General features: G+C 64.9%; 26 protein-coding genes. 12 read left to right on the forward strand and 14 right to left on the reverse strand.

Annotated features, from left to right (window positions below):
- The first annotated feature begins 145 nt into the window (after nucleotides 1-145).
- The 6 genes from HZZ16_RS09660 (at nucleotide 146) to HZZ16_RS09685 (ending at nucleotide 5,626) form a co-directional block, all read left to right on the forward strand.
- Nucleotides 146-2,539: a TonB-dependent hemoglobin/transferrin/lactoferrin family receptor gene (locus tag HZZ16_RS09660; protein ID WP_197948231.1), complete on the forward strand. Its 2,394-nt coding sequence runs from the start codon at nucleotides 146-148 to the stop codon at nucleotides 2,537-2,539.
- Between the two features lie 137 nt (nucleotides 2,540-2,676).
- Complete coding sequence (hmuQ, locus tag HZZ16_RS09665; RefSeq protein WP_197948232.1) at nucleotides 2,677-3,012, forward strand: heme-degrading protein HmuQ; 336 nt, start codon at nucleotides 2,677-2,679, stop codon at nucleotides 3,010-3,012.
- A gap of 29 nt (nucleotides 3,013-3,041) precedes the next feature.
- Nucleotides 3,042-3,551, forward strand: a complete 510-nt coding sequence (gene hutX, locus HZZ16_RS09670) for a heme utilization cystosolic carrier protein HutX (RefSeq protein WP_197948233.1) — start codon at nucleotides 3,042-3,044, stop codon at nucleotides 3,549-3,551.
- Between the two features lie 27 nt (nucleotides 3,552-3,578).
- Nucleotides 3,579-4,355: a tonB-system energizer ExbB gene (gene exbB, locus HZZ16_RS09675; protein WP_197948234.1), complete on the forward strand. Its 777-nt coding sequence runs from the start codon at nucleotides 3,579-3,581 to the stop codon at nucleotides 4,353-4,355.
- A 3-nt stretch (nucleotides 4,356-4,358) separates the two neighbouring features.
- Nucleotides 4,359-4,799, forward strand: coding sequence for a TonB system transport protein ExbD (gene exbD / locus HZZ16_RS09680; protein ID WP_197948235.1), 441 nt, complete (start codon nucleotides 4,359-4,361; stop codon nucleotides 4,797-4,799).
- A complete protein-coding gene (locus tag HZZ16_RS09685) occupies nucleotides 4,799-5,626 on the forward strand; it encodes an energy transducer TonB (RefSeq protein WP_197948236.1) in 828 nt (275 codons plus the stop codon). Before exbD ends, HZZ16_RS09685 begins: the two co-directional genes overlap by 1 nt.
- A 57-nt stretch (nucleotides 5,627-5,683) precedes the next feature.
- On the opposite strand, the gene HZZ16_RS09690 is transcribed toward HZZ16_RS09685, so the two are convergent.
- From HZZ16_RS09690 to HZZ16_RS09710, 5 genes are all read right to left on the reverse strand, one after another.
- Complete coding sequence (locus HZZ16_RS09690; RefSeq protein ID WP_197948237.1) at nucleotides 5,684-7,039, reverse strand: esterase-like activity of phytase family protein; 1,356 nt, start codon at nucleotides 7,037-7,039, stop codon at nucleotides 5,684-5,686.
- A gap of 84 nt (nucleotides 7,040-7,123) precedes the next feature.
- Nucleotides 7,124-8,023, reverse strand: a complete 900-nt coding sequence (locus tag HZZ16_RS09695; protein WP_197948238.1) for a carbohydrate ABC transporter permease — start codon at nucleotides 8,021-8,023, stop codon at nucleotides 7,124-7,126.
- The gene (locus tag HZZ16_RS09700; RefSeq protein WP_197948239.1) at nucleotides 8,016-8,972 is read right to left on the reverse strand and encodes a carbohydrate ABC transporter permease; all 957 of its coding nucleotides are present in this window, start codon (nucleotides 8,970-8,972) and stop codon (nucleotides 8,016-8,018) included. Before HZZ16_RS09700 ends, HZZ16_RS09695 begins: the two co-directional genes overlap by 8 nt.
- 137 nt (nucleotides 8,973-9,109) lie before the next feature.
- The gene (locus HZZ16_RS09705) at nucleotides 9,110-10,453 is read right to left on the reverse strand and encodes an ABC transporter substrate-binding protein (protein WP_197948240.1); all 1,344 of its coding nucleotides are present in this window, start codon (nucleotides 10,451-10,453) and stop codon (nucleotides 9,110-9,112) included.
- An 85-nt stretch (nucleotides 10,454-10,538) separates the two neighbouring features.
- Complete coding sequence (locus HZZ16_RS09710; protein WP_197948241.1) at nucleotides 10,539-11,582, reverse strand: C-terminal binding protein; 1,044 nt, start codon at nucleotides 11,580-11,582, stop codon at nucleotides 10,539-10,541.
- Nucleotides 11,583-11,834: 252 nt separating this feature from the next.
- Between HZZ16_RS09710 and HZZ16_RS09715 the strand changes: the two genes are divergently transcribed.
- Nucleotides 11,835-13,520 carry a methyl-accepting chemotaxis protein gene (locus HZZ16_RS09715; RefSeq protein WP_197948242.1) on the forward strand — a complete coding sequence of 562 codons (1,686 nt, stop codon included), beginning with the start codon at nucleotides 11,835-11,837 and terminating at the stop codon, nucleotides 13,518-13,520.
- A gap of 235 nt (nucleotides 13,521-13,755) precedes the next feature.
- On the opposite strand, the gene HZZ16_RS09720 is transcribed toward HZZ16_RS09715, so the two are convergent.
- The gene (locus HZZ16_RS09720; protein ID WP_197948243.1) at nucleotides 13,756-14,733 is read right to left on the reverse strand and encodes a Bug family tripartite tricarboxylate transporter substrate binding protein; all 978 of its coding nucleotides are present in this window, start codon (nucleotides 14,731-14,733) and stop codon (nucleotides 13,756-13,758) included.
- A gap of 98 nt (nucleotides 14,734-14,831) precedes the next feature.
- Nucleotides 14,832-15,767, reverse strand: a complete 936-nt coding sequence (locus HZZ16_RS09725) for a DMT family transporter (protein ID WP_197948244.1) — start codon at nucleotides 15,765-15,767, stop codon at nucleotides 14,832-14,834.
- Between the two features lie 104 nt (nucleotides 15,768-15,871).
- On the opposite strand from HZZ16_RS09725, the gene HZZ16_RS09730 reads away from it, so the two are divergent.
- A complete protein-coding gene (locus tag HZZ16_RS09730; RefSeq protein WP_197948321.1) occupies nucleotides 15,872-16,261 on the forward strand; it encodes a DUF1330 domain-containing protein in 390 nt (129 codons plus the stop codon).
- A 73-nt stretch (nucleotides 16,262-16,334) separates the two neighbouring features.
- On the opposite strand, the gene HZZ16_RS09735 is transcribed toward HZZ16_RS09730, so the two are convergent.
- Nucleotides 16,335-17,267 (reverse strand): DMT family transporter, encoded by a 933-nt coding sequence (locus HZZ16_RS09735; RefSeq protein ID WP_197948245.1) that lies wholly within the window; start codon nucleotides 17,265-17,267, stop codon nucleotides 16,335-16,337.
- Between the two features lie 421 nt (nucleotides 17,268-17,688).
- Here HZZ16_RS09735 and HZZ16_RS09740 point away from each other — a divergent pair, with 421 nt between their 5' ends.
- Both HZZ16_RS09740 and HZZ16_RS09745 read left to right on the forward strand, forming a co-directional pair.
- The gene (locus HZZ16_RS09740) at nucleotides 17,689-18,981 is read left to right on the forward strand and encodes an adenylosuccinate synthase (RefSeq protein ID WP_197948246.1); all 1,293 of its coding nucleotides are present in this window, start codon (nucleotides 17,689-17,691) and stop codon (nucleotides 18,979-18,981) included.
- Nucleotides 18,982-19,018: 37 nt separating this feature from the next.
- On the forward strand, nucleotides 19,019-20,611 hold the full coding sequence (locus HZZ16_RS09745; protein ID WP_197948247.1) for a hypothetical protein: 1,593 nt from the start codon (nucleotides 19,019-19,021) through the stop codon (nucleotides 20,609-20,611).
- Nucleotides 20,612-20,731: 120 nt separating this feature from the next.
- On the opposite strand, the gene HZZ16_RS09750 is transcribed toward HZZ16_RS09745, so the two are convergent.
- From HZZ16_RS09750 to HZZ16_RS09760, 3 genes are all read right to left on the reverse strand, one after another.
- On the reverse strand, nucleotides 20,732-21,004 hold the full coding sequence (locus HZZ16_RS09750; RefSeq protein ID WP_197948248.1) for a hypothetical protein: 273 nt from the start codon (nucleotides 21,002-21,004) through the stop codon (nucleotides 20,732-20,734).
- Nucleotides 21,005-21,252: 248 nt separating this feature from the next.
- A complete protein-coding gene (locus HZZ16_RS09755; protein ID WP_197948249.1) occupies nucleotides 21,253-21,471 on the reverse strand; it encodes a PIN domain-containing protein in 219 nt (72 codons plus the stop codon).
- Nucleotides 21,472-21,505: 34 nt separating this feature from the next.
- Entirely contained in the window at nucleotides 21,506-21,748 is a 243-nt protein-coding gene (locus HZZ16_RS09760) for a hypothetical protein (protein WP_197948250.1), read from the reverse strand.
- A gap of 142 nt (nucleotides 21,749-21,890) precedes the next feature.
- Here HZZ16_RS09760 and HZZ16_RS09765 point away from each other — a divergent pair, with 142 nt between their 5' ends.
- Nucleotides 21,891-22,316 carry a DUF5413 family protein gene (locus HZZ16_RS09765; protein WP_197948251.1) on the forward strand — a complete coding sequence of 142 codons (426 nt, stop codon included), beginning with the start codon at nucleotides 21,891-21,893 and terminating at the stop codon, nucleotides 22,314-22,316.
- A 58-nt stretch (nucleotides 22,317-22,374) separates the two neighbouring features.
- A complete protein-coding gene (locus HZZ16_RS09770) occupies nucleotides 22,375-22,917 on the forward strand; it encodes a DUF4112 domain-containing protein (RefSeq protein ID WP_197948252.1) in 543 nt (180 codons plus the stop codon).
- Between the two features lie 164 nt (nucleotides 22,918-23,081).
- On the opposite strand, the gene HZZ16_RS09775 is transcribed toward HZZ16_RS09770, so the two are convergent.
- From HZZ16_RS09775 to msrB, 3 genes are all read right to left on the reverse strand, one after another.
- Nucleotides 23,082-23,375 (reverse strand): hypothetical protein, encoded by a 294-nt coding sequence (locus HZZ16_RS09775; protein WP_174221610.1) that lies wholly within the window; start codon nucleotides 23,373-23,375, stop codon nucleotides 23,082-23,084.
- 212 nt (nucleotides 23,376-23,587) lie between these two features.
- Nucleotides 23,588-23,752 (reverse strand): DUF3309 family protein, encoded by a 165-nt coding sequence (locus HZZ16_RS09780; protein WP_197948253.1) that lies wholly within the window; start codon nucleotides 23,750-23,752, stop codon nucleotides 23,588-23,590.
- Between the two features lie 107 nt (nucleotides 23,753-23,859).
- The gene (msrB, locus tag HZZ16_RS09785; RefSeq protein ID WP_197948254.1) at nucleotides 23,860-24,279 is read right to left on the reverse strand and encodes a peptide-methionine (R)-S-oxide reductase MsrB; all 420 of its coding nucleotides are present in this window, start codon (nucleotides 24,277-24,279) and stop codon (nucleotides 23,860-23,862) included.
- Between the last annotated feature and the right edge of the window lie 11 nt (nucleotides 24,280-24,290).

The raw sequence follows: 24,290 nt of genomic DNA on the forward strand, positions 1-24,290 counted from the left end.
CGTCAGAGTGTTGCCACGTAACCATTTCTGGCGGCGGGGAACTTGCCCGCCTCTTGAAACAATCAGCCAGCCAGTCGCTCGCGTTGCGAGCGCGCGCCAGCCAGACGACATCAAAAACTTAAGTGAAGTGCAGGCTGGGGCTGATATGGCTGACGGGGCTAGGTATTCGCGCGCCCTGATTTTGGGCGCGTCGATTTCAATTGCGGCAATGACGGCGGAGGGCAGTCTCGCGCAGACCGCGTCGCCGCAGAGTGAAAACGCGTCCTCCGAACGGCCGAAGCAGGCCAAGCGCAAGCCGGCGAAGCCGCAAGTTGTGCAGCAGGCCGCGCCGGAGGTGATGAACGCCCGCGCTCAGGCCGGCGGCGCAGCGCCCGTGCAAACCCTCGACGCGATTACGGTCGCGGCAACGAAGACCGAGGAGCGTGCCGTGGACGCGCTGGCACCGGTCAGCGTCGTGACCTCGGCGCAGATCGAGGGACGTCAGGCCAGCACGGTTGGCGACCTCATCTATAATGTGCCGGGCGTATGGGTTCAGAATCGCGGCGACGAGCCGTCGACCTCGATCAACATTCGCGGCCTGCAGGATTTCGGCCGCGTCGCCGTCGTCGTCGATGGCGCGCGGCAGAACTACCAGCGCACGGGCCACTTCGCCAACGGCTCCTTCTTCCTCAACCCCGAGCTGATCAGCGGCATCGACATCGTCCGCGGTCCAACTGCCAATATCTACGGTTCCGGTGCGATCGCGGGCGTGGCATCGTTCCGGACCAAGGATGTCGAGGATGTCGTCCGTGTGGGCGAGCGCTGGGGCGTCGACGTCAAGACGATTCTTGGCAGCAATTATGGTCGCGCGCTCGGCTCGGCCTTCGGCGGCGTGCACGTCAATCCGAATGTCGACGTGTTCGCAGGCGGCACCTATTCGACGCAGGAGAGCTACAAGGACGGCACCGGCTTCGAGGTCGCCAATACCGGCAATCGGCTCAGCAGCGGCATCGCCAAGCTGACGGTGCGGCCGGCGGACGGCCACGAGGTCAAGCTCGGCGCCATCTTCCAGGAAGACATCTACAGCGTCGGCCAGCCGCCGCGACGCGCGGGCGATCCCAATTCGACCAATGCGAACGGCACGAACAATCTGAACGGCACGTCGATCTACGCCTCCAACGTGAAGAATTACACCACGACGCTCGGCTGGAAATACTCGCAGCCGGATGATCAGTGGTTCGACTGGGATGCGAAGATCTACTGGAATCGCACCGAGAACGACCAGATCAAGACGAGGCACACCACCACGACACCATCGGTCTATTGCGGCGGCGTGCCCGGCAATGCCGTCTCGGGGTGCATCGGGAGCAATCGCGGATATCTGCTCGATACAATCGGTGTCGACGTGCACAATACGACGCGGTTCGACACGGGAAGCTGGCGTCACGCGGTGACATACGGCCTGGACGCCTTTCAGGACAAGGTATCTACGCAGGATAGGACAGGTACCGCGGAAGTGACGACGCCCGGCGGCCAGCGCACGGTGTCTGGCGGCTTCGTGCAGTGGAGGGCGAACTACACCTCGATGCTCGAGGTGATCGGTGCGCTCCGTTACGACAATTATCAGCTTTCCTCGGCGTCCTCGTCGTCGGGCGGCGATCGCCTCTCGCCGAAGATCACCGTTGCCCTCGTTCCGACCGCGGTCGTGACCCCCTATGTCAGCTACGCGGAAGGCTATCGGGCGCCTTCGATCACGGAGACGCTGGTGAGCGGGCCACATGCCGGCGCGACGGTCAACGATTCGTTCTTCCGCTGTCCGTCGGGCACGCCGGGACCGGGCGCGGATTCGACCTTCTGCTTCGTGCCCAATCCAAACCTGCGCCCCGAGGTCGGCAAGAACAAGGAGATCGGCTTCAACATCAAGAAGAACGATCTGTTCACGGCGGGCGACACGCTGCGCGGCAAGATCAACGTGTTCCGCAACGACATCAGCGACTTCATCGATCAGGTCGCCTACGGCAACCCGCTCGTGGTCCCGACCGGGCCGCCACCGGCACCGTCCATCACGGTGCTCCCGTTCCTGCAGTACCAGAACGTGGCATCCGCGCGCATTCAAGGCGTCGAGGCCGAGGCGATGTATGACGCCAACCTGTGGTTCTTCGGCCTCTCCGGAACCTATCAGAGCGGAAAGAATCTCCAGACCGGCTTCGGCCTCTACAGCATTCCGCCGCAGAAGATCACGACGACGGCCGGCGTGCGTCTGCTCGACCGCACCCTCATCCTTTCGATGATGTGGACGTCGGCAATCGCCAACTATGACATCCCCAGGACCTACACGCCGGCAACGTCGTACGATCTCGTCAATCTCTACGCGCAGTATCACCCGACGCCCGATCTCACGCTCAACTTCTCGGTCGAGAACCTCTTCAACCGCTACTATCGTCCGTACGCCATTCCGGTCGGCAGCACGGGCGACACGCAAAACGACGTGAAGTGGGCGAGCGCCGGTGCCGGGCTCGTGGTCAAGGGAGGTCTCAAGTACCACTTTGGCGGCACCTGAGGGAGACAACAGAGGTCCTCTGCGGGCGATGCCTTGCTGATCTCGAAAGCCACGCTGATGCGTCAGCGTGGCTTTCGATCCGTTCTGAAATATTCGATCGGCAATTGCCGATTTACAAGTCGCAGGAGAAAAGTCGAATGTTCATCGCCATGAATCGTTTCCAGGTGAAGCCCGGCTCGGAAGCCGCGTTCGAGACCGTCTGGCGGACCCGCGAGTCCTATCTCGGCAGCATGGCGGGGTTCGTCGAATTCCATCTGCTCAAGGGTGCGGTCGCCGAGGACCACACGCTGTACTCCTCGCATACCGTGTGGGTCGACAAGGCGGCTTTCGAGGCCTGGACGCGTTCGGAGGAATTCCGCCGTGCTCATGCACGCGCCGACAACAAGACCGGCGAGAGCCTCTATCTCGGCCACCCCAAGTTCGAAGGCTTCGAGGTCATCATGACCGAGCGCAAGGCGAGCGCGGCGGCCTGATCGCGGCCGATCATGAAAGGAAGCCGGACATGCTGAGCACCGATCTCGCCGATCTCAAGGCGTACATGGCCGACAATCCCGGCGCGGTGATCGAGGACGTCGCGCGCGAGCGCAAGGTCACGCCGCGCGCGGTGATCGAGGCGCTGCCGCCGTCCATGGTGCGCATGGGGGGCGGCGTGCATTTCGCCGCCGCCATGCAGGACATTTCGGAATGGGGCGAGGTGACGATGATCGTGCACACGGATGACGCGATCTTCGAGTTCACGGGCCCGATTCCCGCGGGCGAGATCGGCCGCGGCTATTTCAACCTGTTGCAGCCGAAGGGCCTGCACGGCCATCTCCGTCACGAGCGCTGCGCGGGAATTGCCTTCGTCGAGCGGCCATTCATGGGCAAGGTGTCGGCCTTCGTCGCCTTCGTGAACGCCGACGGCGGCATCATGTTCAAGGTCTTCGTCGGTCGCGACGAGACGAGGGCGCTACGGGCGGATCAGCTGGCGCGGTTCCGGCAGCTTGCGGACCGGATCGCGCCCGCGCTCTAGCTTGCTTCAACGGGTCGGGAGATCAGGATGCAGAGCAATTCCACGCTTCGGCATGTGATCCTAACAAGCGCGCTGGCGCTCGCGCCGGCGCCGGCGTTCGCGATCGACGCGGCGCTCTTGCCGCGCAATCTGTCGCCCTGGGGCATGTTCCTCGGTGCCGACATCGTCGTGAAGATCGTGATGGTCGGGCTCGCCGTCGCCTCGCTGGTGACATGGACAGTGTGGCTCGCCAAGAGCATCGAGCTGCGTCGCAAGAGCTCGCTCGCCTTGCAGCGGACGCGCAGCCTCGAGGGCAACATGACGCTGGCCGAGGCATCCGCGCGGACCGGCGAGGCGCGCGACGCAGTTGCGCAACTGATCCAGTCCTGCGCCAGGGAGGCCGAGCTCTCCGGCGGCATCCTCGACGACGGCCTGCAGGAGCGCGTCGCGTTGCGGCTGGAGCGGGTCGAGGCGGCGATGTCCAGGCAGATCGCGCGCGGCACCGGCGTGCTCGCGACCATCGGCGCCATCGCGCCGTTCGTCGGCCTGTTCGGCACCGTCTGGGGCATCATGAATTCCTTCATCGGCATCTCCGAGAGCCACACCACAAGTCTTGCGGTGGTCGCGCCCGGCATTGCGGAAGCGTTGCTTGCGACCGCGCTCGGTCTCGTCGCCGCGATTCCGGCGGTCGTGATCTACAATCATCTCGTCCGCGGCATCGCCAATTACCGCGCTTTGCTCGGCGACGCCTCGGCGCAGCTCATGCTGCTGGTGAGCCGCCAGCGCGATCACGGCCATTTCCGTCTGGCCCGAGCGGCGGAGTAGGCCATGGCCGCCAAGCTCGGGATATCGAAGCTCGGCTCGCGCGGCGGCGCGAGCGAACTCGATGTCACCCACGAGATCAACGTCACCCCGTTCATCGACGTCATGCTGGTGCTGTTGATCATCTTCATGGTGGCGGCGCCGCTTGCCACCGTCGACATCGGCGTCGATCTGCCGGCAACGGCCGCCGAGCCGGCACCGCGGCCCGACAAGCCGGTCTTCGTCACCGTCAAGCCGGACCTTTCGATCGCCGTGGGCGAGGATATCGTCGCTCGCGACGGGCTCAGCACCTCACTCGATGCGGCCACCAAGGGCCGCAAGGACGAGCGCATCTATCTTCGCGCCGACAAGGCCGTCTCCTATGGCGACCTGATGGAGGTGATGAACACCTTGCGCAACGCCGGCTATCTCAAGGTCGCCCTCGTCGGGCTCGACGGACGCAGCTGATGGCCGCGAATGCCTTTGCCTTGCACCAGCCGCTTGACGAGCGGGAGGGCGCGCGCTGGGGCGCCTCGGCGGCGATGATCGTGGCGTTGCATCTCGGCGCTGCGCTGCTTGCGATGAACTGGCTGAAGCAGGTGCCGGACGAGGGCGTCAACATGCCGGCCATCCTGATCGACATGACGCCGGAGACGTCGGCACCGCAGTCGACGCCACTGGACATCGCGCCGGGACCGATGATGCAGCAGGCGGATGTGTCACCGCCCGAGCCGGTGCAGCAGCAGGCCGTCGAGGAAATGATCCCGCCGACACCGCCGCAGGAGCAGCCGGATGTGGTAGCTCCACCGGAACAGAAGCTCGAGCCGGGCCCGCCGAAGCCCGAGCCTGCGAAAGTTACTCCCGTGGAGAAGCCCGCTCCGGCGAAGGCCAAGGTAGTACGCCTCGACGCTCGGAAGCCGTCGGATGCGCTTCCGGAGCCGCGCACCAGCGCACCGCCGCGCGCGGAGCGGCAGGCTCCGTTGGCCTCTGCCGTCAACGCCGGCGCGGTCGCGTCTGCGATGGCGACCTATTATCAGCGCGTCCGCGCGCACCTCATGCGCTTCCACCAGTATCCGACGAGTGCAAATGGCCAGCGGGGCGTGGTCAAGGTGAGCTTCACGCTCGGCCGTAACGGTCAGGTATTGTCCAGCCGTCTCGGCGGCTCCTCGGGCGTCGCAGCGCTCGATGCGCAGGCAATGGCCATGGTGCGCCAGGCCCAACCATTCCCGCCGGTGCCGGCCGAGATCACTTATGCAACGATACCCATCAACGTCCCGGTGGTCTTCGGGAAGTAAGCCATGGTCAATGACCCTCCCTCCCGCGGAAAAGCGGGAGGGAGAGAGAGCCTCGCCTCACTTCGCCTTCAGGAAATCCGCGACTTCGAGCAGCACGAACTCGTTGTCGTCGGCCTTGTTGGGATCGCGGCTGGAGGAGAACGGCAGGTTGTTGTCGTTGCCGACGATGATGTGGGTGTCATCGACGCGATCGACGTTCTCGATGGTGAAGAACGGGAAGGTATAGACGCCGTCGTTGAGCGGCTTCCGCGCCTTCTTGTCGGGATCCCTGATCTTCATCAGGTCGATATAGCCGATCTTGCGCACGGGCTTGCCGACATTGGCGTCGGTCAGCTCGATCTTGTAGACGCGCTTGAACTTGGCGAGGTCGGGGAAGCAGCTTTCGCCGCGCTGGCCTTGCGGGCAGGCCTTGTCGGCGGTGCCTTCGCCGTTGTCGCGCTCGATGACGAGGCCGGAGGCCTGATCGATCATGTTGAAGTCGCCGATGGCGTTGCCGTTCTGCTCGAACACATAGTGCCAATAGCGGCCGGTGAATTTCTCCGCGGCGACGTCGAATTCGAGGATGCGGGAGGCTTCCTTGCCGTCGACCTTCTCCCAGTCCTTCTTGTCGGCATCCCACAGCGGTCCCTCGAGCAGGCCATAGAGGAACTTGCCGTCCTTGGACGCAGCGAAGCCCTCATAGCCCTTGGAGCGGCGGAGATTGACGTTGGTGTAGGTCGCGCCCGGCGCAGCCGGCGTTCCCACCGCCCAATTGTCGGGCGAGCGCACCGGCTTGCCGTCGGCCACGGTGTCGAACACGCCGAGGATTTTGCCTGACTTGTCCGCCTTCAGGATATAGGGGCCGAATTCGTCGCCGATCCAGAAGGTGTCCCCGACGATCTGGAAACCTTCGGTGTCGAAATCGGAGCCGGTGAGATAGCGCTTCTGGGTATCCTCATGCACGATGCGGAAGGGGACCTTCTTGTCGGGGTCGTGCAGGAAGATGGTCTCCTGCCGCTCGATCTTGCCGCTGGCCCAATCCATCTTGTAGCGGTTGAGGTACAGCATCGAGTCCGGCGAGTTGGCGCGCGCGCCCATGCCGTTGTCGGTGAGGACCCAGAACGTGCCGTCGGGCATGGTCTTGATGCCGGAATGGCCCTGCAGCGGCTGGCCCTTGAACGGCAGCGACACGTCGGTCGGACGCTCGAAGGACTTGCCCATCACGGTGCCGAGCGCGTCGACCCGCTTGCCGGTGGTATATTTGCCCGCCATCTTGAGATCGGCGGGGGCATCAGCCGGCGCCTCGATGAACGTTTCGGCCGGCATCACCGCGTGGCCGGCGAGCTTGGCGGGGAATTCGCCCTCGCTCTGCGCAAGCGCTGTGCTCGCGGTGAAGATGATCGTGGCGACGGTGCAAAGAAAAGTCGCGCGCATGTGCGTCTCCTGTTGGCGGACACAACGCTTATGCGGATCGCATGTTGCAGGATTGTGAAGCCGGGCCAAAGGCCGCAGTTTCGTCTACTCCTTTACCGCACCGGTCAGCGAGGACACGTAATAGTCCACGAACAGCGAGTAGAAGATCGCGACCGGCAGCGAGCCGAGCAGCGATCCCGCCATCAGCGCGCCCCATTGATAGACGTCGCCGGTGACGAGCTCGGTCAGGATCGCGACCGGCACGGTCTTGTTGGCGCCGCTCTGGATGAAGGCGAGCGCGTAGATGAACTCGTTCCAGGACAGCGTGAAGGAGAAGATACCGGCCGAGATCAGCCCGGGCACTGCGAGCGGCAGCGTGATCCGGCGCAGGATCTGCAGCCGCGTGGCGCCGTCGACCAACGCGCATTCCTCGAGCTCGTAGGGAATCGATTTGAAATAGCCAATCAGGAGCCAGGTGCAGAACGGCACCAGGAAGGTCGGATAGACCAGGATCAGGGCCAGCGGCGAGTCGAACAGGCCGAACTGCACCACGACGGTGGCGAGCGGAATGAACAGGATCGACGGCGGCACCAGATAGGCGAGATAGATGCCGAGGCCGACATAGGGACTGCCGCGGAAGCGCAGGCGCTCGATCGCGTAGGCCGCCAGCGTGCTCGCGATCAGCGACAGCGTGGTCGAGCCGATCGCGACCATCATCGTCGTCTTCAGCCATTGCGGATAGGCGGTGTTGAATAGCAGATGCTTGATGTGCGCCAGCGTCGGCGAGGAGACCCAGAACGGGTTGTTGTCCCGGTAGTTCATGAGCTCCGCGTTCGGCTTGAACGAGGTGATCGCCATCCAATAGAACGGAAACAGCAGGATCAGCACGAAGCAGCCGAGCGGCAGGTAGATCATCATCAGCCGCCGCAGCCCGGAATCCCAGGCCATGGTGTCGGGCGGCGCTTTTGCGTCCGCGACGGTCGATTGCGCGACGGTTTCAGTCATTGGCCTCTCCCTGCTGCCATTTGCGGCGCGCCAGGCCGAAATAGGAGAACAGCGTCGCAAACACCAGGAACGGGATCATCGATACCGCGATCGCCGCGCCTTCGCCGAGTTCGCCGCCGGCGATGCCGCGCTGGAATGCCAGCGTCGCCAAGAGGTGGGTCGAGTTCACCGGACCGCCGCGGGTGATGGCGTAGACCAGCTGGAAGTCGGTGAAGGTGAAGATGATCGAGAACGTCATGACGATGGCGAGGATCGGCATCATCATCGGAAAGGTGATGTAGCGGAAGCGCTGCCAGGCGCTGGCCCCGTCCAGCATCGCGGCCTCGTAGAGCGAGGGCGAGATGGTCTGCAAGCCCGCCAGCAGCGAGATCGCGACGAACGGAATGCCGCGCCAGATGTTGGCGGCGATCAGCGAGAAGCGCGCCGGCCAGGGCGAGCCGAGGAAGTCGATATTGCTGGACCTCCAGTGCAGAACGTCGACCAGGAGGTACGAGATGATCGAGAACTGCGGATCGTAGATCCACCAGAACGCCAGCGCCGAGAGCACCGTCGGGACGATCCAGGGCAGCAGCACGATGGCGCGGAGCAGGCTCTTGAACGGGAAATGGTTGTTGAGCAGCAGGGCGAGCCAGAAGCCGAGCGCGAATTTTCCGAAGGTCGCAACCGCCGTGTAGAACACGCTGTAGAACACCGCGTTCCACCACAAGGGGTCGGTGAGCAGGTACTGGAAATTCTCGAGCCCGACGAAGATGCCGCGCCGGCCGATCGTGGTGTCGGTGAAGGCGAGCCAGAGGCCGAGGCCGAGCGGGTAGGTCAGGAACACGGTGAGCAGCCCGAGCGCGGGCGCGAGGCACATCGCGATCAGGAACGGCTTGTAGTCGAACAGGCGCACGATCCAGTTCGGCTGCCGTTGCGCCAGTGCGTCGGAGGAAAGCGTCGTCACGGACATCAGGGCGTTGTCCTGTCTAGACTATCACTACACTCGTCATTGCGAGCGAAGCGAAGCAATCCAGTCTGGTTCTGCGGTGGCAGTCTGGATTGCTTCGTCGCAAGAGCTCCTCGCAATGACGACGGCTTGATCGATTTCTACCGGCCTTGCCGCCGGAAGTAGCGCTTGCAGCGCTGCTCGGCTTCGGCGGCCGCGGCCTCCGGCGTGGCGGCACCGGTGGCTACGGACGCGAACATCTGAACCGTGACATAGTCCGCCCGCACCGCACCGGTGGCGGTCGATATCGGACCTTTATAGCCGGCGTAGTAGCCGTTGTTCATGGTGTTCTTGAAGATTGCGACCTTCGGATCACCTGACCACACTGCTGCATCGGCATAGGCTGCGAGCGGCTGCGACCAGTAGCCGCTATTGGCGTTGAGCCAGGGCTCGTACTGTTCCTTCTCCAGCATGAATTGCAGAAATGCCTTCGCTGCGTTCGGATACGGGCTGTGCTTGAACACCATTGCGTTTAGCGTCAGGCCAGACATCGGCGGGGCCGGCGCAAAGAACTTCGGCAACAACTGGTGTTCCGAATCTTCGGCGATGGCGGCGGTGGCCGGATCGTTCTTCAACGAGAAGTACAAGGACACCCCATTTGCCGTCAGCGCGATTTCCTGGGAAGAATAGGCGCGATTGTTGCTGACGTCGTTCCAGGACGGCGTGCCGGCGATGAAGGTCGGGTAAAGCTGCTTCACAAATTTCAGTGCCGCGATCGTCTCCTTGCTGTTGATGGTGACATTGCCCTCCTCGTCAAGCAACGCCGCGTTGTGCGCCCACATCATCCAGTCCGCAAAGCCGTTGCCGTCGCCCACCGCGTTGCCCAGTGCGAAGCCGGCTGGCTTGCCCGCCTGCTGAAGCTTCTTGCAGAGATCGAGGAAGCCTGCTGCATCTTCCGGAGCCTTGTCGAACCCGACTGATTTAAGAATGGACTTGCGATAGATCAGGGGGCCAGCTGTGGCGCCGAACGGCAGCCCGATCCACGTGTCGCTCTTAGCCTTCTTTCCATAGGTCTTCGCAAGAGTCTGCCAGCCGCCGTACTTCTTGCCGAGATAGTCGGCGACGTCGCTGAGCTCGATCAGCTTGTCGATGTAGATATGCGGTGCATCGGAGAAGCCGATGATAATATCGGGCCCGGCGCCGGAATTCGAGGTCACCGCAGTCTGCTGGTTGATGTCTTCCCAGCCGACGAAGTCGACCTTGACCTCGACCCCGGTGTCCTTGGTGAACTTTGCCGCATTGGCGCGGAACACGTCCTCGTCCGCCTGCACGAAGCGCACCGGGCGCAGCATGCGCAAGGACGCGCCCTTTTCGATCTCGAGCTTGGGTGCCGGGACATCGGCAGCCTTGATATTGGATGTTTGCGCTGCAGCACCGGTGGCCGCGAGCGTTGCAGCGGACAGGCCCAGCGCCAAGGCATCACGACGTGTGATGTCGTTCCTCATCAGTTCCTCCCTATGATGTCCCCCTTCCCGGCGTTGATCGCCGGTGAAGGTCCGTTTCGGTCGTAGGCGCCTTTGCGCCGGCCGCCTAGCTGTTCGGCCCGCGATCCATGCTGACGGGTTGCCAGCGGCGGAGCGTGGTGTTCTGCAGCACCGACGGATTGACGCAGCTTACCGGCCACATGCCCTGGAGCACCAGTGACAATTCGTAGCCCACCCGGCGCTTGCGCGCTTCGTCGAACCGTGCCGAGGCCGAGGCGACATGGGCGGTCAGGGTCACATTGTCCATGCCGAGCAGGGGATTGTTGTGCGAGGGCGGCTCCTTCTCCAGCACGTCGAGGGCGGCGTGCGCGATCCAGCCCTCCTGCAGCGCCTTGATCAGGCTCTCCTCGTCCACGGTGGCACCGCGCCCGGTGTTGATGAAGATCGAGCCTTTCTTCATCTGCCGGAAGTGCTTCTCGGTCAGCATGTGGTGCACCTCGGGCCGCGCCGGGGCATGCATCGAGACGAAGTCGGATTGCGACAGCACCTCGTTCAGCGTCGCCGGGATCACGCCGTGGTCGTACATCAGCGTTTCCTGGATGAAGGGATCGTAGGCCATCATGCGCAGGCCGAAGGGCGCGGCGCGTTTCGCGACCGCACGCGCAACCCGGCCGAACGAGATGAAGCCGAGCGTCTGGCCCATCAGCCTCGGGATCTTCAAGAGCGCCGGCCGGCCCTCGGCCCAGCGGCCGTCGCGCACCATGCGGTCCTGCTCGACCAGGCGGCGGAAGCCCGCGAGCAGCAGCATCATGGCGTGGTCGGCGACCTCCTCGATGAAAGTGTCGGGGATGTTGGTGACCGGAATGCCGCGCGCAGTGGCGGCCTTGACGTCGACACTGTCGACGCCGACCGAGCCGAGCGTGATGACCTTGCAGCTCTCGAGCGCGTCGATGATCGACTTGGTGATCGGGATGCCCTTGGCGTAGATCGCGTCGGCGTTTTTCGCGGCGGCGATGAACTCGGCCTCGTCGGCGGGCGCCTCGACGATCTCGGCATCGATCGGATCGAGCGCCTCGCGCTCATAGGAATAATCGCTGCCGGCTACTGTGAAGCTCGCACCCTTCGGCGTCACCACCCTGTATTTCGGCATTCTCTGCTCCCGATTTGGTTTCTTGTTGTGACCCGCCTCCACGAGCGGGCCTTTGCGTCTTTTACGCGAAATCCGGGCGAGTGCGTACAATTCACGGTTGTTGCGGGCGAGGTATATTTCCGCTTTTCCGTGCAAGCTCCGGGCTTCTACGGAGGTACGTAAGTAACTTGCTAAGGGCCCCGCCACTAAGACTTGATTCGAATTTGATCAATCTCGTCGTGCGCCGTACCCCATTATTGCCGGAGCCAGCCTGTGAAGTTGAGCAATCTGAAGATCGCCTCGAAGCTTGGCATTCTCGTCGGCGTCACGCTGTTCGGCCTCTGCATCTCCGGAGTTCTCGCCGGCTATCTGATGAAGCGCGAGATGGTGAATGCGCGCATCGACCAGGCCAAGGCGATCGTCGAGCTGGCGCGCAACTATGCCGCCGCGTTGAAGAAGCGCGTCGATGCCGGCGAGATGACGAAGGACGCCGCGATGGCCGAGCTTCGCCGCTACGGCAACGCGATGACCTACGACAAGGGTGCCGGCTACCTGTTCGGCACGTCCTATGACGGTCTCACCCAGCTTGCGCCCGATCCGAAGGTCATCGGCACCAACCGAATGGACGTCGTGACCAATGGCCGCAAGCTGTCGCTGGAATTGATGAACGGCGTCAAGGCCAACGGCGAGATCCTGCTTCACTATGAGTATATGAAGCCCGGCCAGGAAACGCCGATCCGCAAGATCGGTTACGCCGTCGCGGTCCCCGGGTTCGACATGTATCTCGGCACCGGCGCCTATCTGGATGACATCGACGCCAAGATGGGCCCGGTCTACTGGCTGCTCGGCCTGGCGGTGCTCGGCATCGTCATCGTTGCCGGCAGCGTCGCCTGGATGATCGGTCGCAGCATCAGTGCTCCGCTAGGCCTGCTCGGCACCCGGATGCGGGAGCTGGCCGACGGCAAGCTCGAGGGTGATATTCCGGGCCTCGGTCGCGGTGACGAGGTCGGCGCGATGGCTTCGACCGTCCAGATCTTCAAGGACAACGCGGTCCGCATCCGCGACCTCGAGAAGACCGAGGCGGAGGCCAAGGAACGCGCCGCGGCGGAACGCCGTAGTGCCATGGAGGAGATCGCCAACGACTTCGAGCGCAGCGTCAACGGCATCGTCCGCTCGGTCTCCTCGGCCGCAGCCGGCATGCAGACCACGGCGCAATCGATGACCGCGACCGCCAGCGATGCCTCCTCGCGCGCGGCGACCGTCGGTGCCGCTTCGCAGAAGGCGTCCGGCAATGTCGGCACCGTTGCGGCCGCCGCCGAAGAGCTGTCGAGCTCGGTTGCGGAGATCTCGCGCCAGGTGACGCGCTCGACTGAAGTTGCGAGCCGTGCCGTCAACGACGCCGAGCGCACCAACGCCACGGTGCAGGAGCTCTCCACCGGTGCCGAGAAGATCGGCGAGGTGGTCAAGCTCATTCACTCGATCGCAGCGCAGACCAACCTGCTCGCGCTCAACGCCACCATCGAGGCGGCGCGTGCCGGCGAGTCCGGCCGCGGCTTCGCCGTGGTCGCCTCCGAGGTCAAGGCGCTCGCCAACCAGACCGCGAAGGCGACCGAGGAGATCTCTGCCCAGGTCGCGGCAATGCAAACCTCGACCAGCGACGCGGTGGCGGCGATCTCCGGCATCACCCAGACGATCGCCGAGATGAGCGAGATCACCGCCGGCATTTCCGCATCGATCGAGCAGCAGGGCGAGGCGACGCGCGAGATCGCCCGCAACATTCAGTCGGTCGCGGCCGGATCCAGCGAGATCAACGCCCATATCGGCAGCGTCACCTCGGCCGCGGAAGCGACCGGCAGCGCGGCCAGCGACGTGCTCACCAATGCCCGCGAGCTGGACAACCAGTCCGGCGCGCTGCGCAATGCTGTCGATGGCTTCCTCGCCAAGGTCCGCGCGGCGTAAATCCTTGCACTGAATTCGTAGGGCGGGCAAAGACGCGAAGCGTCGTGCCCACCTTTTCTTTTGAGTTCCCGGTGACTCCTCTGTGGGCACGCTGCGCTTTGCCCACCCTACGAGAGCCTGCGTTTTGCGCCGTCATTCCGGGGCGATGCGAAGCATCGAACCCGGAATCTCGAGATTCTCAGGTGCGCAATGCGCACCATAGTTCGCGCTAACGCGCGCCCCGGAATAACGGAGTTCACTGCTTCTCGATCTTCGCGTTGGTGATCAGCTTCTCCCACAGCACCAGCTGCTCGTTCACGAAGGTGCCGAGCTGCTCCGGCGTGCCGGAGAAGGCGTCCATGCCGAGCGTCGCGAGCTTGGCCTTGATCTCCGGGTTCTCGATGATCTTGCGGATCTCGGTGTTGAGCCGCGTCACGATCTCCTTCGGCATGCCGGCCGGGCCGAAATAGCCCTGCCAGGACGTGATGTCGAAGTCCGGCACGCCGGCCTCCTGCATCGAGGGCAGGTGCGGCACCAGCGGTGAGCGGTCCTTGGTGGTGACCGCGAGCGCGCGCAGCGCGTTGCCGTTGACGTGGGGCAGGCCGGTCAGGATGTCGACGAACATCATCGAGACGCGTCCGCCCATGACGTCGTTGAGCGCCGGCGGCGAGCTCTTGTAGGGCACGTGCAGCAGGTCGATCCCGGCATTGTGCGCGAAGGTCGCGCCCGACACGATCGCCGCCGACGAGCCCGAGGCGTAGCTCAGCTTGCCCGGATTGGCCTTGCCGTAGGCCACCAGCTCTCCGACCGTCTTGGCCGGCACCTCGGGATTGATGACCAGCATGAAGGGCAGATCGCCGGTGCGGGCGATCGGGGTGAAATCCTTGACCGGGTCGTAAGTGAGACTCTTGAGCAGATAGGGATTGGCCGAATGCGTGGTGTTGGTCGTCACCAGCAGCGTGTAGCCGTCGGGGGCGGCCTTCGCGACATAGGTCGCGGCAAGCATGCCGTTGGCGCCCGCCTTGTTCTCGATCACGATCGGAACGCCGAGCGCCTGCGACAGATGCTGCGAGATCAGCCGCGTCGTGGTGTCGGTGCCGCTGCCGGCCGCGAACGGCAGCACCAGCGTGATGTTGCGGCTGGGATAGGTGTCGGCGTGAGCGGTGGATGCTGCCGTGAGGCAAAGCGCGGCCGCGGCGACGGTCCGCAAGTTTCGAATCAGCCCGGAAATCATGTCTGGTCGTTCCCTCTTTTTCGTTGGCGGGGAACCTAGCTTGTCCGAAGGGGAATCGGAAGATGGCTATAGGTCGTGAATGCGTCCGTCGCGCGGAATTACTTCACCGCCGAGCCCCGGCGCGATGCAAGCACGACCCCGGCGAGCACCAGCGCGTAACCGATCAGGTGGAACGGCTGGAGCTTCTCGCCGAGCAGCAGGATCGCCAGCGCCGAGCCGAACACCGGGACCAGATGGAAGAACGGCGCCGCCCGGTTCGGCCCGATCAGCGCCACGCCGCGGTTGAAGAAGAGATAGGCGAGGGTGGAGGGAAAGATCAGGATGTAGCCCAGCGTCGCCAGCGTGATCGCGTCGAATTGCAGCACGCGGCCGCTCGCCGCCTCCCAAATCGCCGTCGGCAGCAGCAGGGTCGCGCCGCAGCAGGTGGTGAAGGAGAGGAAGGAGAGCTGGTGGATCTTCGGCCGGCGCGGGATGAAGGCTGAGTAGAGCCCGAACGCCACCAGCGAGGAGGCGAACATGATGTCGCCCCTGTTGAAGCTGATGCTTGCCAGTGCCGCGAGGTCGCCGCGCAGGATGATGATCAGCACGCCGAGCAGCGAGATCGCGATGCCGCCGAGCTGCGCGCCGGTCAGCCGCACACCGAACAGCACCAGCGACCACAGCGCCACGAACAGCGGACCCGCCGACTGGATCAGCAGCGCATTCAGCGCCTCGGTGTATTGCAGCGCCCAGTATGAGATCGCGTTGTTGAAGGCAAAGCCGACCAGCGACAGAAACAGCATCAGCGGCAGGCTCCTGCGCAAGGCTGGCCAGTCGCGCTTCAGATGCGGCCAGGCGAACGGCAGCAGGATCAGGAACACGCCGAACCAGCGGATCGTGGTGATCGTCAGCGGCGGCACATGCGCCCCGACGTGGCGCGCGATCACGATGTTGCCGGCCCAGAACAGCGAGGTCAGGCTGAGCAGCAGATAAGGCTGGTTGTTGAGCCAGCTGGCTGGACCAGCGGCCGGTGGCGCGGGCGAAGCAATTGTCATGGGCGTTTATGCCAGCTTGCGCCGGATCGGCGTCGTGGCACAAGTCACAGCGCCGCAATGCTACAATGCAGCCGAGCCTTGAGGAGGTGCCATTGACGGTCAATATGTTGAACATCGAGGGCCTGAAGCGGCTCGATCCGAATGCGCCAGTGGTGATGCTGAACCTGATGCGCTTCCGCGCGCGCTCGCGCGATGGCAACGGGTCGGGCTGGGAGGCATATTTGCGCTACAGCGCGATCACGGTGCCGATGATCAAGGCGCGCGGCGGCACGCTGCTCTGGACCGGTGAAGCCAAGGCGGTCGCACTCGGTCCGCAGGCGGGCAACGATTGGGACTTCGTCGCGCTGGTGTATTACCCGTCCGTCTCGGCCTTTCTCGACATGATGACCTCGGAAGCCTACGAGCGCGAAGCCGATCCGCATCGCGTCAACGGCTGCGCCGAGCACGTGATCATTGCGACGAGCGAGGCGTACAGCAAGTTGAAGGTGAAGTAGCGGGTCGCTCTTGCTTACCCTCCCCTGGAGGGGGAGGGTAAGAGGCACCAGCGCGTTTGGACGAAACGGTCGCCTAAGTCGCCTGCTTCCGCGACGCCGCGAATACGCCCGCCAGCACCAATGCAAAGCCGATGAAGTGGAACGCCTGCGGGTGCTCGCCCAGGAACGCCATCGCCATGATCGAGCCGAACACCGGCACGACGTGGAAGAACGGCGCGGCGCGGTTGGCGCCGATGAGGCGCACGCCGCGATTGAAGCAGAGATAGGCGAGCGCCGAGGGGAAGACGGCGACGTAGAACAGGGTCAAGAGGTTCGGCCCGTCGAGCTTCATTACAGGGCGTGCGGACAGTTCCCAGATCTCCAGCGGAATGAGGCAGGCCGCGCCGCAGCCGAAGGTGAAGGCGAGGAACGAGAGGCCGTGCATCGGCGGCCGCTTCAGCGACAGCACCGAATAGAGCGCGAAGATCAGGAGCGCGAGGAGGAAGATCAGGTCGCCCTTGTTGAAGTCGATGCTCGACAACGTGGTGAAATCGCCGTGCAGCAGGATGGTCAGCACGCCGCACATCGACAGCAGCACGCCGAACGCCTGCGCGGCGGTGAGACGGATGCCGAGGATGACCAGCGACCACAGCGCCACCAGCAGCGGCGCGGCCGACTGCAGCAGCAGCGTGTTGAGCGCTTGGGTGTGCTCCAGGGCCCAATATTGCAGCGTGTTGAAGGCGCCGATGCCGGTGACCGAGAGCGTGACCATCAAGCCGAGCTTGCCGCGGATCGCCGGCCAGTCCTGCACGAGGTGCTTCCAGGCGAACGGCAGCACCAGCAGGAAGGCGAAGAACCAGCGCAGGAACGACAGCGTGACCGGCGGAATGTGGCCGGCCGCGAGCCGCCCGACGATGGCGTTGCCGGCCCAGCACAGTGCGGTGATGCTGAGCAGCAGGTAAGGTTGGTTGGCGATCCAGCTGTGGCCGGATGTTTCCGCGCGCGTGGTCTGGCCGGTGGCGGACATTGTGATGGTTGGGTCCCGCGTCGAATACGCCGAGCCCTCCGGCCCGGCGAGGTCCGGGCCGGCTGATCACCCGGCAGGTCCAAAGACACGTAAAACGAGGTTGCATCAACGGGGACGGGCGCATCGCGACCATGCTGGCGGCGAAGGCGGCCTCTCACGCTTTGGTCGAAGCCGCTGCGCCGGCCCTTAAGGGTTCGGGATTTTCCGCGGATATCAAGGGCTTGGACCGGACGTTGGGCCCCGAAAAAGCCCCGTTCTTGCTTGCCTAGAGGGGCTGCTTCCTTTATCCGGTTGGCTGCCTTGCGTGCGGGCGGCTCCGGCTGCCGATTGGGCTGGGCGCAGGCGTGATCCCGGAAGAGTGGGCACCGGTTTTCCGCGAGGATCATGCCTCTAGAGACAGATTGAACAGGATTACCCGCGAATGGCCAATGTTGTCGTCGTCGGCGCCCAATGGGGCGACGAAGGGAAGGGCAAGATCGTCGACTGGTTGTCGGAGCAGGCGGATATCGTCGTCCGCTTCCAGGGCGGCCACAACGCCGGCCACACGCTGGTGATCAACGGCAAGACCTACAAGCTCGCGCTCCTGCCCTCCGGCGTGCTGCGCGAGGGCAAGCTGTCGGTGATCGGCAACGGCGTCGTGTTCGACCCCGCCGCCTTCCTCGACGAGGTCGCCAGGCTCAGGTCGCAGGGTGTCGATGTCGGCCCCGACAACCTGCGTGTCGCGGAAAACGTCACGTTGATCCTGCCGCTGCACCGCGAGCTCGACGCGCACCGCGAATCCGCCAGCGCCGCCACCGCGATCGGCACCACCCGCCGCGGCATCGGCCCGGCCTATGAAGACAAGGTCGGCCGCCGCGCCATCCGCCTGATGGATCTTGCCGATCATCAGACGCTGCCGCACAAGATCGACCGCCTGCTGGCGCACCACAATGCGCTGCGCCGCGGCCTCAACCTGCCTGAATTCGACAGCGCCGTGATCCTGAAGGAGCTGATGGCGATGGCGCCGCAGCTCCTGCCCTACGCCGAGACGGTGTGGCGGCTGCTCGATATCGAGCGGCGCGCCGGCAAGCGCATGCTGTTCGAGGGCGCGCAAGGCGCGCTGCTCGACGTCGACCACGGCACCTATCCCTACGTCACCTCGTCCAACACGGTGGCGGCGCAGGCGGCGACCGGCGCCGGCCTAGGGCCGGGCGCGGTCGGCTACGTGCTCGGCCTGTGCAAGGCCTACACGACCCGCGTCGGCCAGGGCCCGTTCCCGACCGAGCAGGACAACGAGATCGGCCGCAAGATCGGCGAGCGTGGCCGCGAGTTCGGCACCAATACCGGCCGTCCGCGCCGGTGCGGTTGGTTCGACGCCGTGCTGGTCCGCCAGGCGGTCCGGACCTGCGGTATCAATGGCCTCGCGCTGACCAAGCTCGACATCCTCGACGGCTTCGATTCGATCGAGGTCTGCACCGGCTACAAGCTCGACGGCAAGGAGATCGACCATTTCCCGGCCGGCGAGGGCGCGCAGGCCCGCGTCGAGCCGATCTACGAGACCATCGAGGGCTGGAAGGAGCCGACCGCCAATGCGCGGTCCTGGGCCGACCTGCCGGCGCAGGCCATCAAATATGTCCGGCGGATCGAGGAATTGGTGGGATGTCCGGTCGCGCTGCTTTCCACCAGCCCGGAACGCGAAGATACTATCCTGGTGCAAAATCCGTTTGAGGCTTAACGATATCTTACCGGGACGCGCGTATAGTTGAGTAGAAATGGCTGATTACTATCCGCTGATCGCCCGCGCTATTGCCGCCCTGGACCCCAACGCTCCCGGCGAAAGCCGTCGCGCGCTCTATGAGCGCGCGCGCACGGCCCTGATCGCGCAGCTGCGCAGCGTGCAGCCGCCGCTCTCCGAATCCGAGATCACCCGGGAACGGCTGTCGCTCGAGGAGGCCGTCCGCAAGGTCGAATCGGAGGCCGCCCAGCGGGCCCGCGAGGCCGCCCGTCCCGGTGGCGGCGCCCGTGCCGGCTCGAGTGGCGATGCCTTCCGCCGCGCCAGCACCCGTGCCGCCGAGGCCAACCCGGCAGCAGTGCCGCCGCGCACGCGTCCGGCCCCGACGCCGCCGCGCGCCGACCGCCCGTCCTTCAACGTCGATGATCCAGGTGAGGCCCCGCGGCCGCCGCGTGCGCCCCGTTTCGACGCCCCGCGCCCGCCGGGTCCTTCCGCCCCGCCGCCGCCGGAGCCGCCGGCCGGCCGCGATCGCCAGGGTGCGCGGCGTCCGCCCGATGTCGGCCCCGCGCCGCCGCTGCCGTCTTCGCCCGGCGTGCGCGGCTTCCGCGACATCACGGCCGATGCCAACGATCTCGGCGGTGCCGCCGCGCAGGCCAGCCGCGCCGCGCGCCGCACCTACGCCAACGTGCCCTCGCCCTCGCCGGAATTCGACCGGCTGGAGCCGAGCCTGGAAAACCGTGCCGGCGAGTCCGAAGCGCCCTATTCCTACGACGAATCGATCGAGGAGGCCGAGCGCTACACGGCGCAGCCGCCGTCGCCGCGTCCGCGCATCGCTCCCGATCGCGACGTCAAGAAGCGCGCCCGCACCGGCTCCGCCTTTCCGTTCAAGAGCGCGATTGCCGTCGGCATCGTGCTCATCCTGGTCGGCGCCGGCATCCTCTGGGGCAAGCAGCTGGTCCAGATCGCCAACGGCTTTCTCAAGCCGTCCGCGACGCAAGTTGCGGATACGCCGACCCCGACGCAGCCGCAGAGCAAGCCCAAGATTCCCGATCGCGTCGGTCAGCCCTCGGCCAGCGACCAGCCGGTCGCGCCGGTGGCGCAGAAGGTCGTGCTCTACGATGAGGATCCGTCCGACCCGAAGGGCAAGCAATATGTCGGCTCGGTGGTGTGGCGGCTCGAGCCGATCAAGGCCTCGGGCAACCAGAAGGCCGACGTCGCCGTGCGCGCCGACATCGAAATCCCCGACCGCAAGTTCAAGATGACGATGTCGTTCCGCCGCAACACCGATTCGTCGCTTCCGGCGAGCCATACGGCGGAGCTGACCTTCATCCTGCCGCAGGACTTCCCCGGTGGTAGCGTCTCCAACGTGCCAGGCATCTTGATGAAGTCGAACGAGCAGGCCCGCGGCACGCCGCTCGCCGGCCTCGCGGTCAAGGTCACCGACGGCTTCTTCCTGGTCGGCCTCTCCAATGTCGACGCCGACCGCGCCCGCAACGTCCAGCTCCTGAAGGAGCGCTCCTGGTTCGACGTGCCGCTGGTCTACGCCAACCAGCGCCGCGCCATCATCGCCATCGAGAAGGGCGCTCCCGGCGAGCGCGCCTTCAACGACGCCTTCGGGCAGTGGGGCGATTGAGCTCTTCTGTCATTCCGGGGCGCGCGGAGCGCGAGCCCGGAATCCATTTCACCGCGTCACATGCCGCCCGATGGATTCCGGGCTCGTGCTTCGCACGCCCCGGAATGACGACCGAGGGACCTACTGCGCCGCCGCTTCCCGCTTGCGCGATGCCGTGGCGGCGGCGTGCTCGCGGTCCATCACGGCGCGGCAGCCGGGGCTGACCTGCGCCTTGTTGCGCACCATGCAGGCGGTGATGCGCGGGATGTCGGGGATCTCTTTGGAGCACAGCCGCATCGCATCGCCCGAGCACATCTGCTGGGCTTCTTGCGTGAAGGCGAGACTGGGCGACGTCTGGAGAGCGAAGGTGGTGGCGAGTGCGAAGAGCGAAGCGAGGGTCTGATAGCGTGTCATGAAGGATGGGTCCCCGAGGTCCTGGGCTTGAGCCGCTTGGTTTTGGGGCGCCGCACGCGGCTTGATCTGCCGCATGTCACAGCCTTCACGCCGGGAGCTTCGGTCCCACGTGTGGTCGCTCGATTTCGTGATGCTCGAATCGAAAGTGCTGCGCCGCCCGAGCGAAGTATGCGCCATTGTCACGCGCCCGCAATGGCCGGCACAAAGGAATTCGCAATTGTTGCACGCCAGTCACGTCGCGCGTCGGATCAGCCGATCGGAGACGCTTGTTCCGCATCGCTCGCGCCGAGAGCGGCGGCGTGCTCCTCGAGGGCGGTGACGCCCTTGGGCGTCAGCTCGAACAGATCGCCGTCCTTCATCACGTAGCCGTCGGCGATCAATTGCCCCATCTTGCCCTGCCGGTCGTCGGCGAAGGCAACGGACTGGCTGATGTCCCGCAGGATCGAGAGCTCTTCGTCGTGCAACATGGCTTCACTCTCCGTTCGCGGGGTTGGGCCGTCCTCACATGCCGTGGCTCTGAAACACCTTGCTGCAGGACTTCGACAGCTTCGCCCGGTTGGCTTGCAGGCAGCTCTGCACCGCGCCGTCGTTGCCGAGGTCCTTGCGGCACAAGCGCTGCGCATCGCGCGAGCAGGCCTGCTGCTCCTGCGGCGTGCCCATATGGCCTTGGGCGAGCGCGGGCGCCGTCGACAGGCCGCTCAGGGCCGCCAGCGCGATCGTCGCCAGGAGAAATTTGCGGGCCATCTGTGGCTCCAGTCTAAGGGGTTGAATTCAGGTCCAGCATGAACTCATCGCCTTGCCACTTGTTCCCCTTAAGGAGGCCGGCGCCCCGCTGTTCAAGGTTCCCGCTGCACTGCTATAACGCCCGCAACGTGTGAGGTGCTTGATGAAACGCTATCTGGTGTTTGCGCTGGTCGGCCCATTGGTTGGCGGGTTCCTGCTGCTGCTGACGACGACCTACCAGTCCGGCTATTGGACCCAGACCAATCTCGGCGAGGTCGGCAAGCTGTTCGCGGTGTTCTTCAAGACCCTGCAATACAGCTACCTGTTCGGCTTCCTGCCCTCGCTCATGATCGGTGCGGTCGACGACATCCTGCTCCACATCCGCCGGATCGGTCCCGGCTTGCGGATGCTTCTGGTCGGCCTGTTCGCCTTCGCCCTCGCCTCACTCACCTACAGCTCGCGCGGGCCGGATTCCGGCGCGGTGCAGTTCATCCTGTACGGGCTCGTCGGTTTCGTGCCGGCGGTGATTTCATCCTGGCTCGTGCATCGCTACGTCGAGGAGCCGCAAGCGGCGCCGGCGCCAACCTGACGCGCGGCGTTCGAGCGCGGCCGCAACCTCCGCCGCGCTGGCGCGTTCACTCAAGGCCATGGCCATACCCGACGACGACATCCTCGCTCCGCGCAAATCCCGTTCCGGGAGCGGCTCGCATGCGCGCTTTTCGCGCGACGAGGCGCGCGGGCCGATCATCGACCAGGAAGGCCACGAGATCAGGCCGGAAAGCCTGGAGCAGGGATTTCGCGAGTTTCGTTTCGAGTTCGGTCAAGGCGGCCCGTTCGGCAATCCGACGCGCGAGCAGCGGATCGCGCGGCTCGAGGCGATCGCCAAGCTGCTCGATGTCGCCTTCATCCTGCCCGGCACCAACATCCGCTACGGCATCGACGGGCTGATCGGATTGATCCCCGTCGTCGGCGACGTCATCACCACCGCGATTTCGCTGTGGCTGGTGCGCGAAGCCCGCGCGCTGGGCGCGCCCTGGCACATCACGGCGCGCATGCTCGGCAATGTCGCGGTCGACGGCGTGGTCGGCCTCGTCCCGTTCGCGGGCGACGCCTTCGACGTCATGTTCCGCGCCAACATGCGCAACGTCCGCCTGCTTCAGCGCTGGCTGGAAAAGCAGCCGCGGATGTAGGGCGGCTGAGAGCGCTCGCCGCGAGTCCGACCGGCCGATATGCGCCGGATCTCCCTGCGTCGTCATTGCGCGCAATGACGACCGGACAAAGCCCAAAACACAAAAGGCGCGACGACCTTTCGGCCATCGCGCCTCCTGCGCACATCGAACTTTGTTGCGAAAGCTTACGCCGCGTCGGCGTCGGTCTCCGCGGCCGGGGCCGGCTTGGGCCGGCGGGGCAGCGGGAAGGCATCGCTCTCGTACAGCGAGCGGATGCCGTTCTGGTCGAAGCGCGCTTCCTCGACCTGGAGATAGGCGCCGTTCAGCGAGTCCGTCGGCAACTGCTCCATCGCGAACTGCACGGCCTCGGCCGCAGTGCCGAACCGGCGATAGGTGAAGCCCGCGCGCTTCTTCTTACGGATGGCGGCGGGGAAGAGCTCGGCGGAGGTGTTGAAGTTGAACGGACGCATTGGACGCATGGTCAAAGACCTCGTGATCTTCTCTGGGGCTTTAAGCGCGTGGGGTTGGGGAGGGCAGGGGCCGCAATCGAGCGGGCCCGCCGCATGTCATTGTCGCCCTTTAATATAGGCCGATTTGACAAAAATGCGACCCCCGCGATGCGAGATGATGAATCCGTGCATGGCAGCCCCGCAGAGGAAAAAATCCATTATATTTCAATAGCTTGTATGGCTTAAACTTTGCCAAGAAGCAGCAGCACGATCAGGATCACCAGCACGACCCCGCCGATCCCGATGCCGGAATGACCAAGGCCATAGCCGTAGCCGCCGAACCGGCCGGACAGGCCGCCGACGAGATAGATGATCACCAGGATGATCAGGATGGTCCCAAGCGCCATGGCATCCTCCCTGGGGGCCGCCGAAATGCGGTGATCGGCCGCACCGCCAGAGCAGAAAAGCACATTGCGCCGCCGGGTTCCATGGGGGAACCCGGCGCCGCGCCGCGTTATTTCGGCTCGAGCTTCAGCGCCGCGGAATTGATGCAGTAGCGCAGGCCGGTCGGCCCGGGGCCGTCGGGGAAGACGTGGCCGAGATGGCCGCTGCATTTGGAGCAGAGCACCTCGGTGCGGATCATGCCGTGGCTGGTGTCCCGCTCCTCGTCGATGTGGCTCTCGACCGCGGGCTGGGTGAAGCTCGGCCAGCCGCAGCCGGAATCGAACTTGGCGTCCGACTCGAACAGCACATTGCCGCAACCGGCACAGACATAGGTGCCGGCACGGTGGTCGTGCTCATATTCGCCCGAGAAGGGACGCTCGGTCGCTTTCTCGCGCAGCACGGCGTATTGCATCGGCGTCAGCTCGCGCCGCCACTGCTCGTCGCTCTTGATGACCTTGTCGTCGGTCGCTTTTGTTTTGGTGTCGGGCATGGGTCTCCCGT

This window comes from Bradyrhizobium glycinis, assembly GCF_016031655.1.
In the GTDB taxonomy this organism is placed as follows: domain Bacteria; phylum Pseudomonadota; class Alphaproteobacteria; order Rhizobiales; family Xanthobacteraceae; genus Bradyrhizobium; species Bradyrhizobium glycinis.

Bases quoted from the DNA above. Each gene is read 5' to 3' on its own strand.
- HZZ16_RS09660 (WP_197948231.1), top strand. From the start codon at position 146: ATGGCTGACGGGGCTAGGTATTCGCGCGCCCTGATTTTGGGCGCGTCG.
- hmuQ (WP_197948232.1), top strand. From the start codon at position 2,677: ATGTTCATCGCCATGAATCGTTTCCAGGTGAAGCCCGGCTCGGAAGCC.
- hutX (WP_197948233.1), top strand. From the start codon at position 3,042: ATGCTGAGCACCGATCTCGCCGATCTCAAGGCGTACATGGCCGACAAT.
- exbB (WP_197948234.1), top strand. From the start codon at position 3,579: ATGCAGAGCAATTCCACGCTTCGGCATGTGATCCTAACAAGCGCGCTG.
- exbD (WP_197948235.1), top strand. From the start codon at position 4,359: ATGGCCGCCAAGCTCGGGATATCGAAGCTCGGCTCGCGCGGCGGCGCG.
- HZZ16_RS09685 (WP_197948236.1), top strand. From the start codon at position 4,799: ATGGCCGCGAATGCCTTTGCCTTGCACCAGCCGCTTGACGAGCGGGAG.
- HZZ16_RS09690 (WP_197948237.1), bottom strand. From the start codon at position 7,039: ATGCGCGCGACTTTTCTTTGCACCGTCGCCACGATCATCTTCACCGCG.
- HZZ16_RS09695 (WP_197948238.1), bottom strand. From the start codon at position 8,023: ATGACTGAAACCGTCGCGCAATCGACCGTCGCGGACGCAAAAGCGCCG.
- HZZ16_RS09700 (WP_197948239.1), bottom strand. From the start codon at position 8,972: ATGTCCGTGACGACGCTTTCCTCCGACGCACTGGCGCAACGGCAGCCG.
- HZZ16_RS09705 (WP_197948240.1), bottom strand. From the start codon at position 10,453: ATGAGGAACGACATCACACGTCGTGATGCCTTGGCGCTGGGCCTGTCC.
- HZZ16_RS09710 (WP_197948241.1), bottom strand. From the start codon at position 11,582: ATGCCGAAATACAGGGTGGTGACGCCGAAGGGTGCGAGCTTCACAGTA.
- HZZ16_RS09720 (WP_197948243.1), bottom strand. From the start codon at position 14,733: ATGATTTCCGGGCTGATTCGAAACTTGCGGACCGTCGCCGCGGCCGCG.
- HZZ16_RS09725 (WP_197948244.1), bottom strand. From the start codon at position 15,767: ATGACAATTGCTTCGCCCGCGCCACCGGCCGCTGGTCCAGCCAGCTGG.
- HZZ16_RS09730 (WP_197948321.1), top strand. From the start codon at position 15,872: ATGTTGAACATCGAGGGCCTGAAGCGGCTCGATCCGAATGCGCCAGTG.
- HZZ16_RS09735 (WP_197948245.1), bottom strand. From the start codon at position 17,267: ATGTCCGCCACCGGCCAGACCACGCGCGCGGAAACATCCGGCCACAGC.
- HZZ16_RS09740 (WP_197948246.1), top strand. From the start codon at position 17,689: ATGGCCAATGTTGTCGTCGTCGGCGCCCAATGGGGCGACGAAGGGAAG.
- HZZ16_RS09745 (WP_197948247.1), top strand. From the start codon at position 19,019: ATGGCTGATTACTATCCGCTGATCGCCCGCGCTATTGCCGCCCTGGAC.
- HZZ16_RS09750 (WP_197948248.1), bottom strand. From the start codon at position 21,004: ATGACACGCTATCAGACCCTCGCTTCGCTCTTCGCACTCGCCACCACC.
- HZZ16_RS09755 (WP_197948249.1), bottom strand. From the start codon at position 21,471: ATGTTGCACGACGAAGAGCTCTCGATCCTGCGGGACATCAGCCAGTCC.
- HZZ16_RS09760 (WP_197948250.1), bottom strand. From the start codon at position 21,748: ATGGCCCGCAAATTTCTCCTGGCGACGATCGCGCTGGCGGCCCTGAGC.
- HZZ16_RS09765 (WP_197948251.1), top strand. From the start codon at position 21,891: ATGAAACGCTATCTGGTGTTTGCGCTGGTCGGCCCATTGGTTGGCGGG.
- HZZ16_RS09770 (WP_197948252.1), top strand. From the start codon at position 22,375: ATGGCCATACCCGACGACGACATCCTCGCTCCGCGCAAATCCCGTTCC.
- HZZ16_RS09775 (WP_174221610.1), bottom strand. From the start codon at position 23,375: ATGCGTCCAATGCGTCCGTTCAACTTCAACACCTCCGCCGAGCTCTTC.
- HZZ16_RS09780 (WP_197948253.1), bottom strand. From the start codon at position 23,752: ATGGCGCTTGGGACCATCCTGATCATCCTGGTGATCATCTATCTCGTC.
- msrB (WP_197948254.1), bottom strand. From the start codon at position 24,279: ATGCCCGACACCAAAACAAAAGCGACCGACGACAAGGTCATCAAGAGC.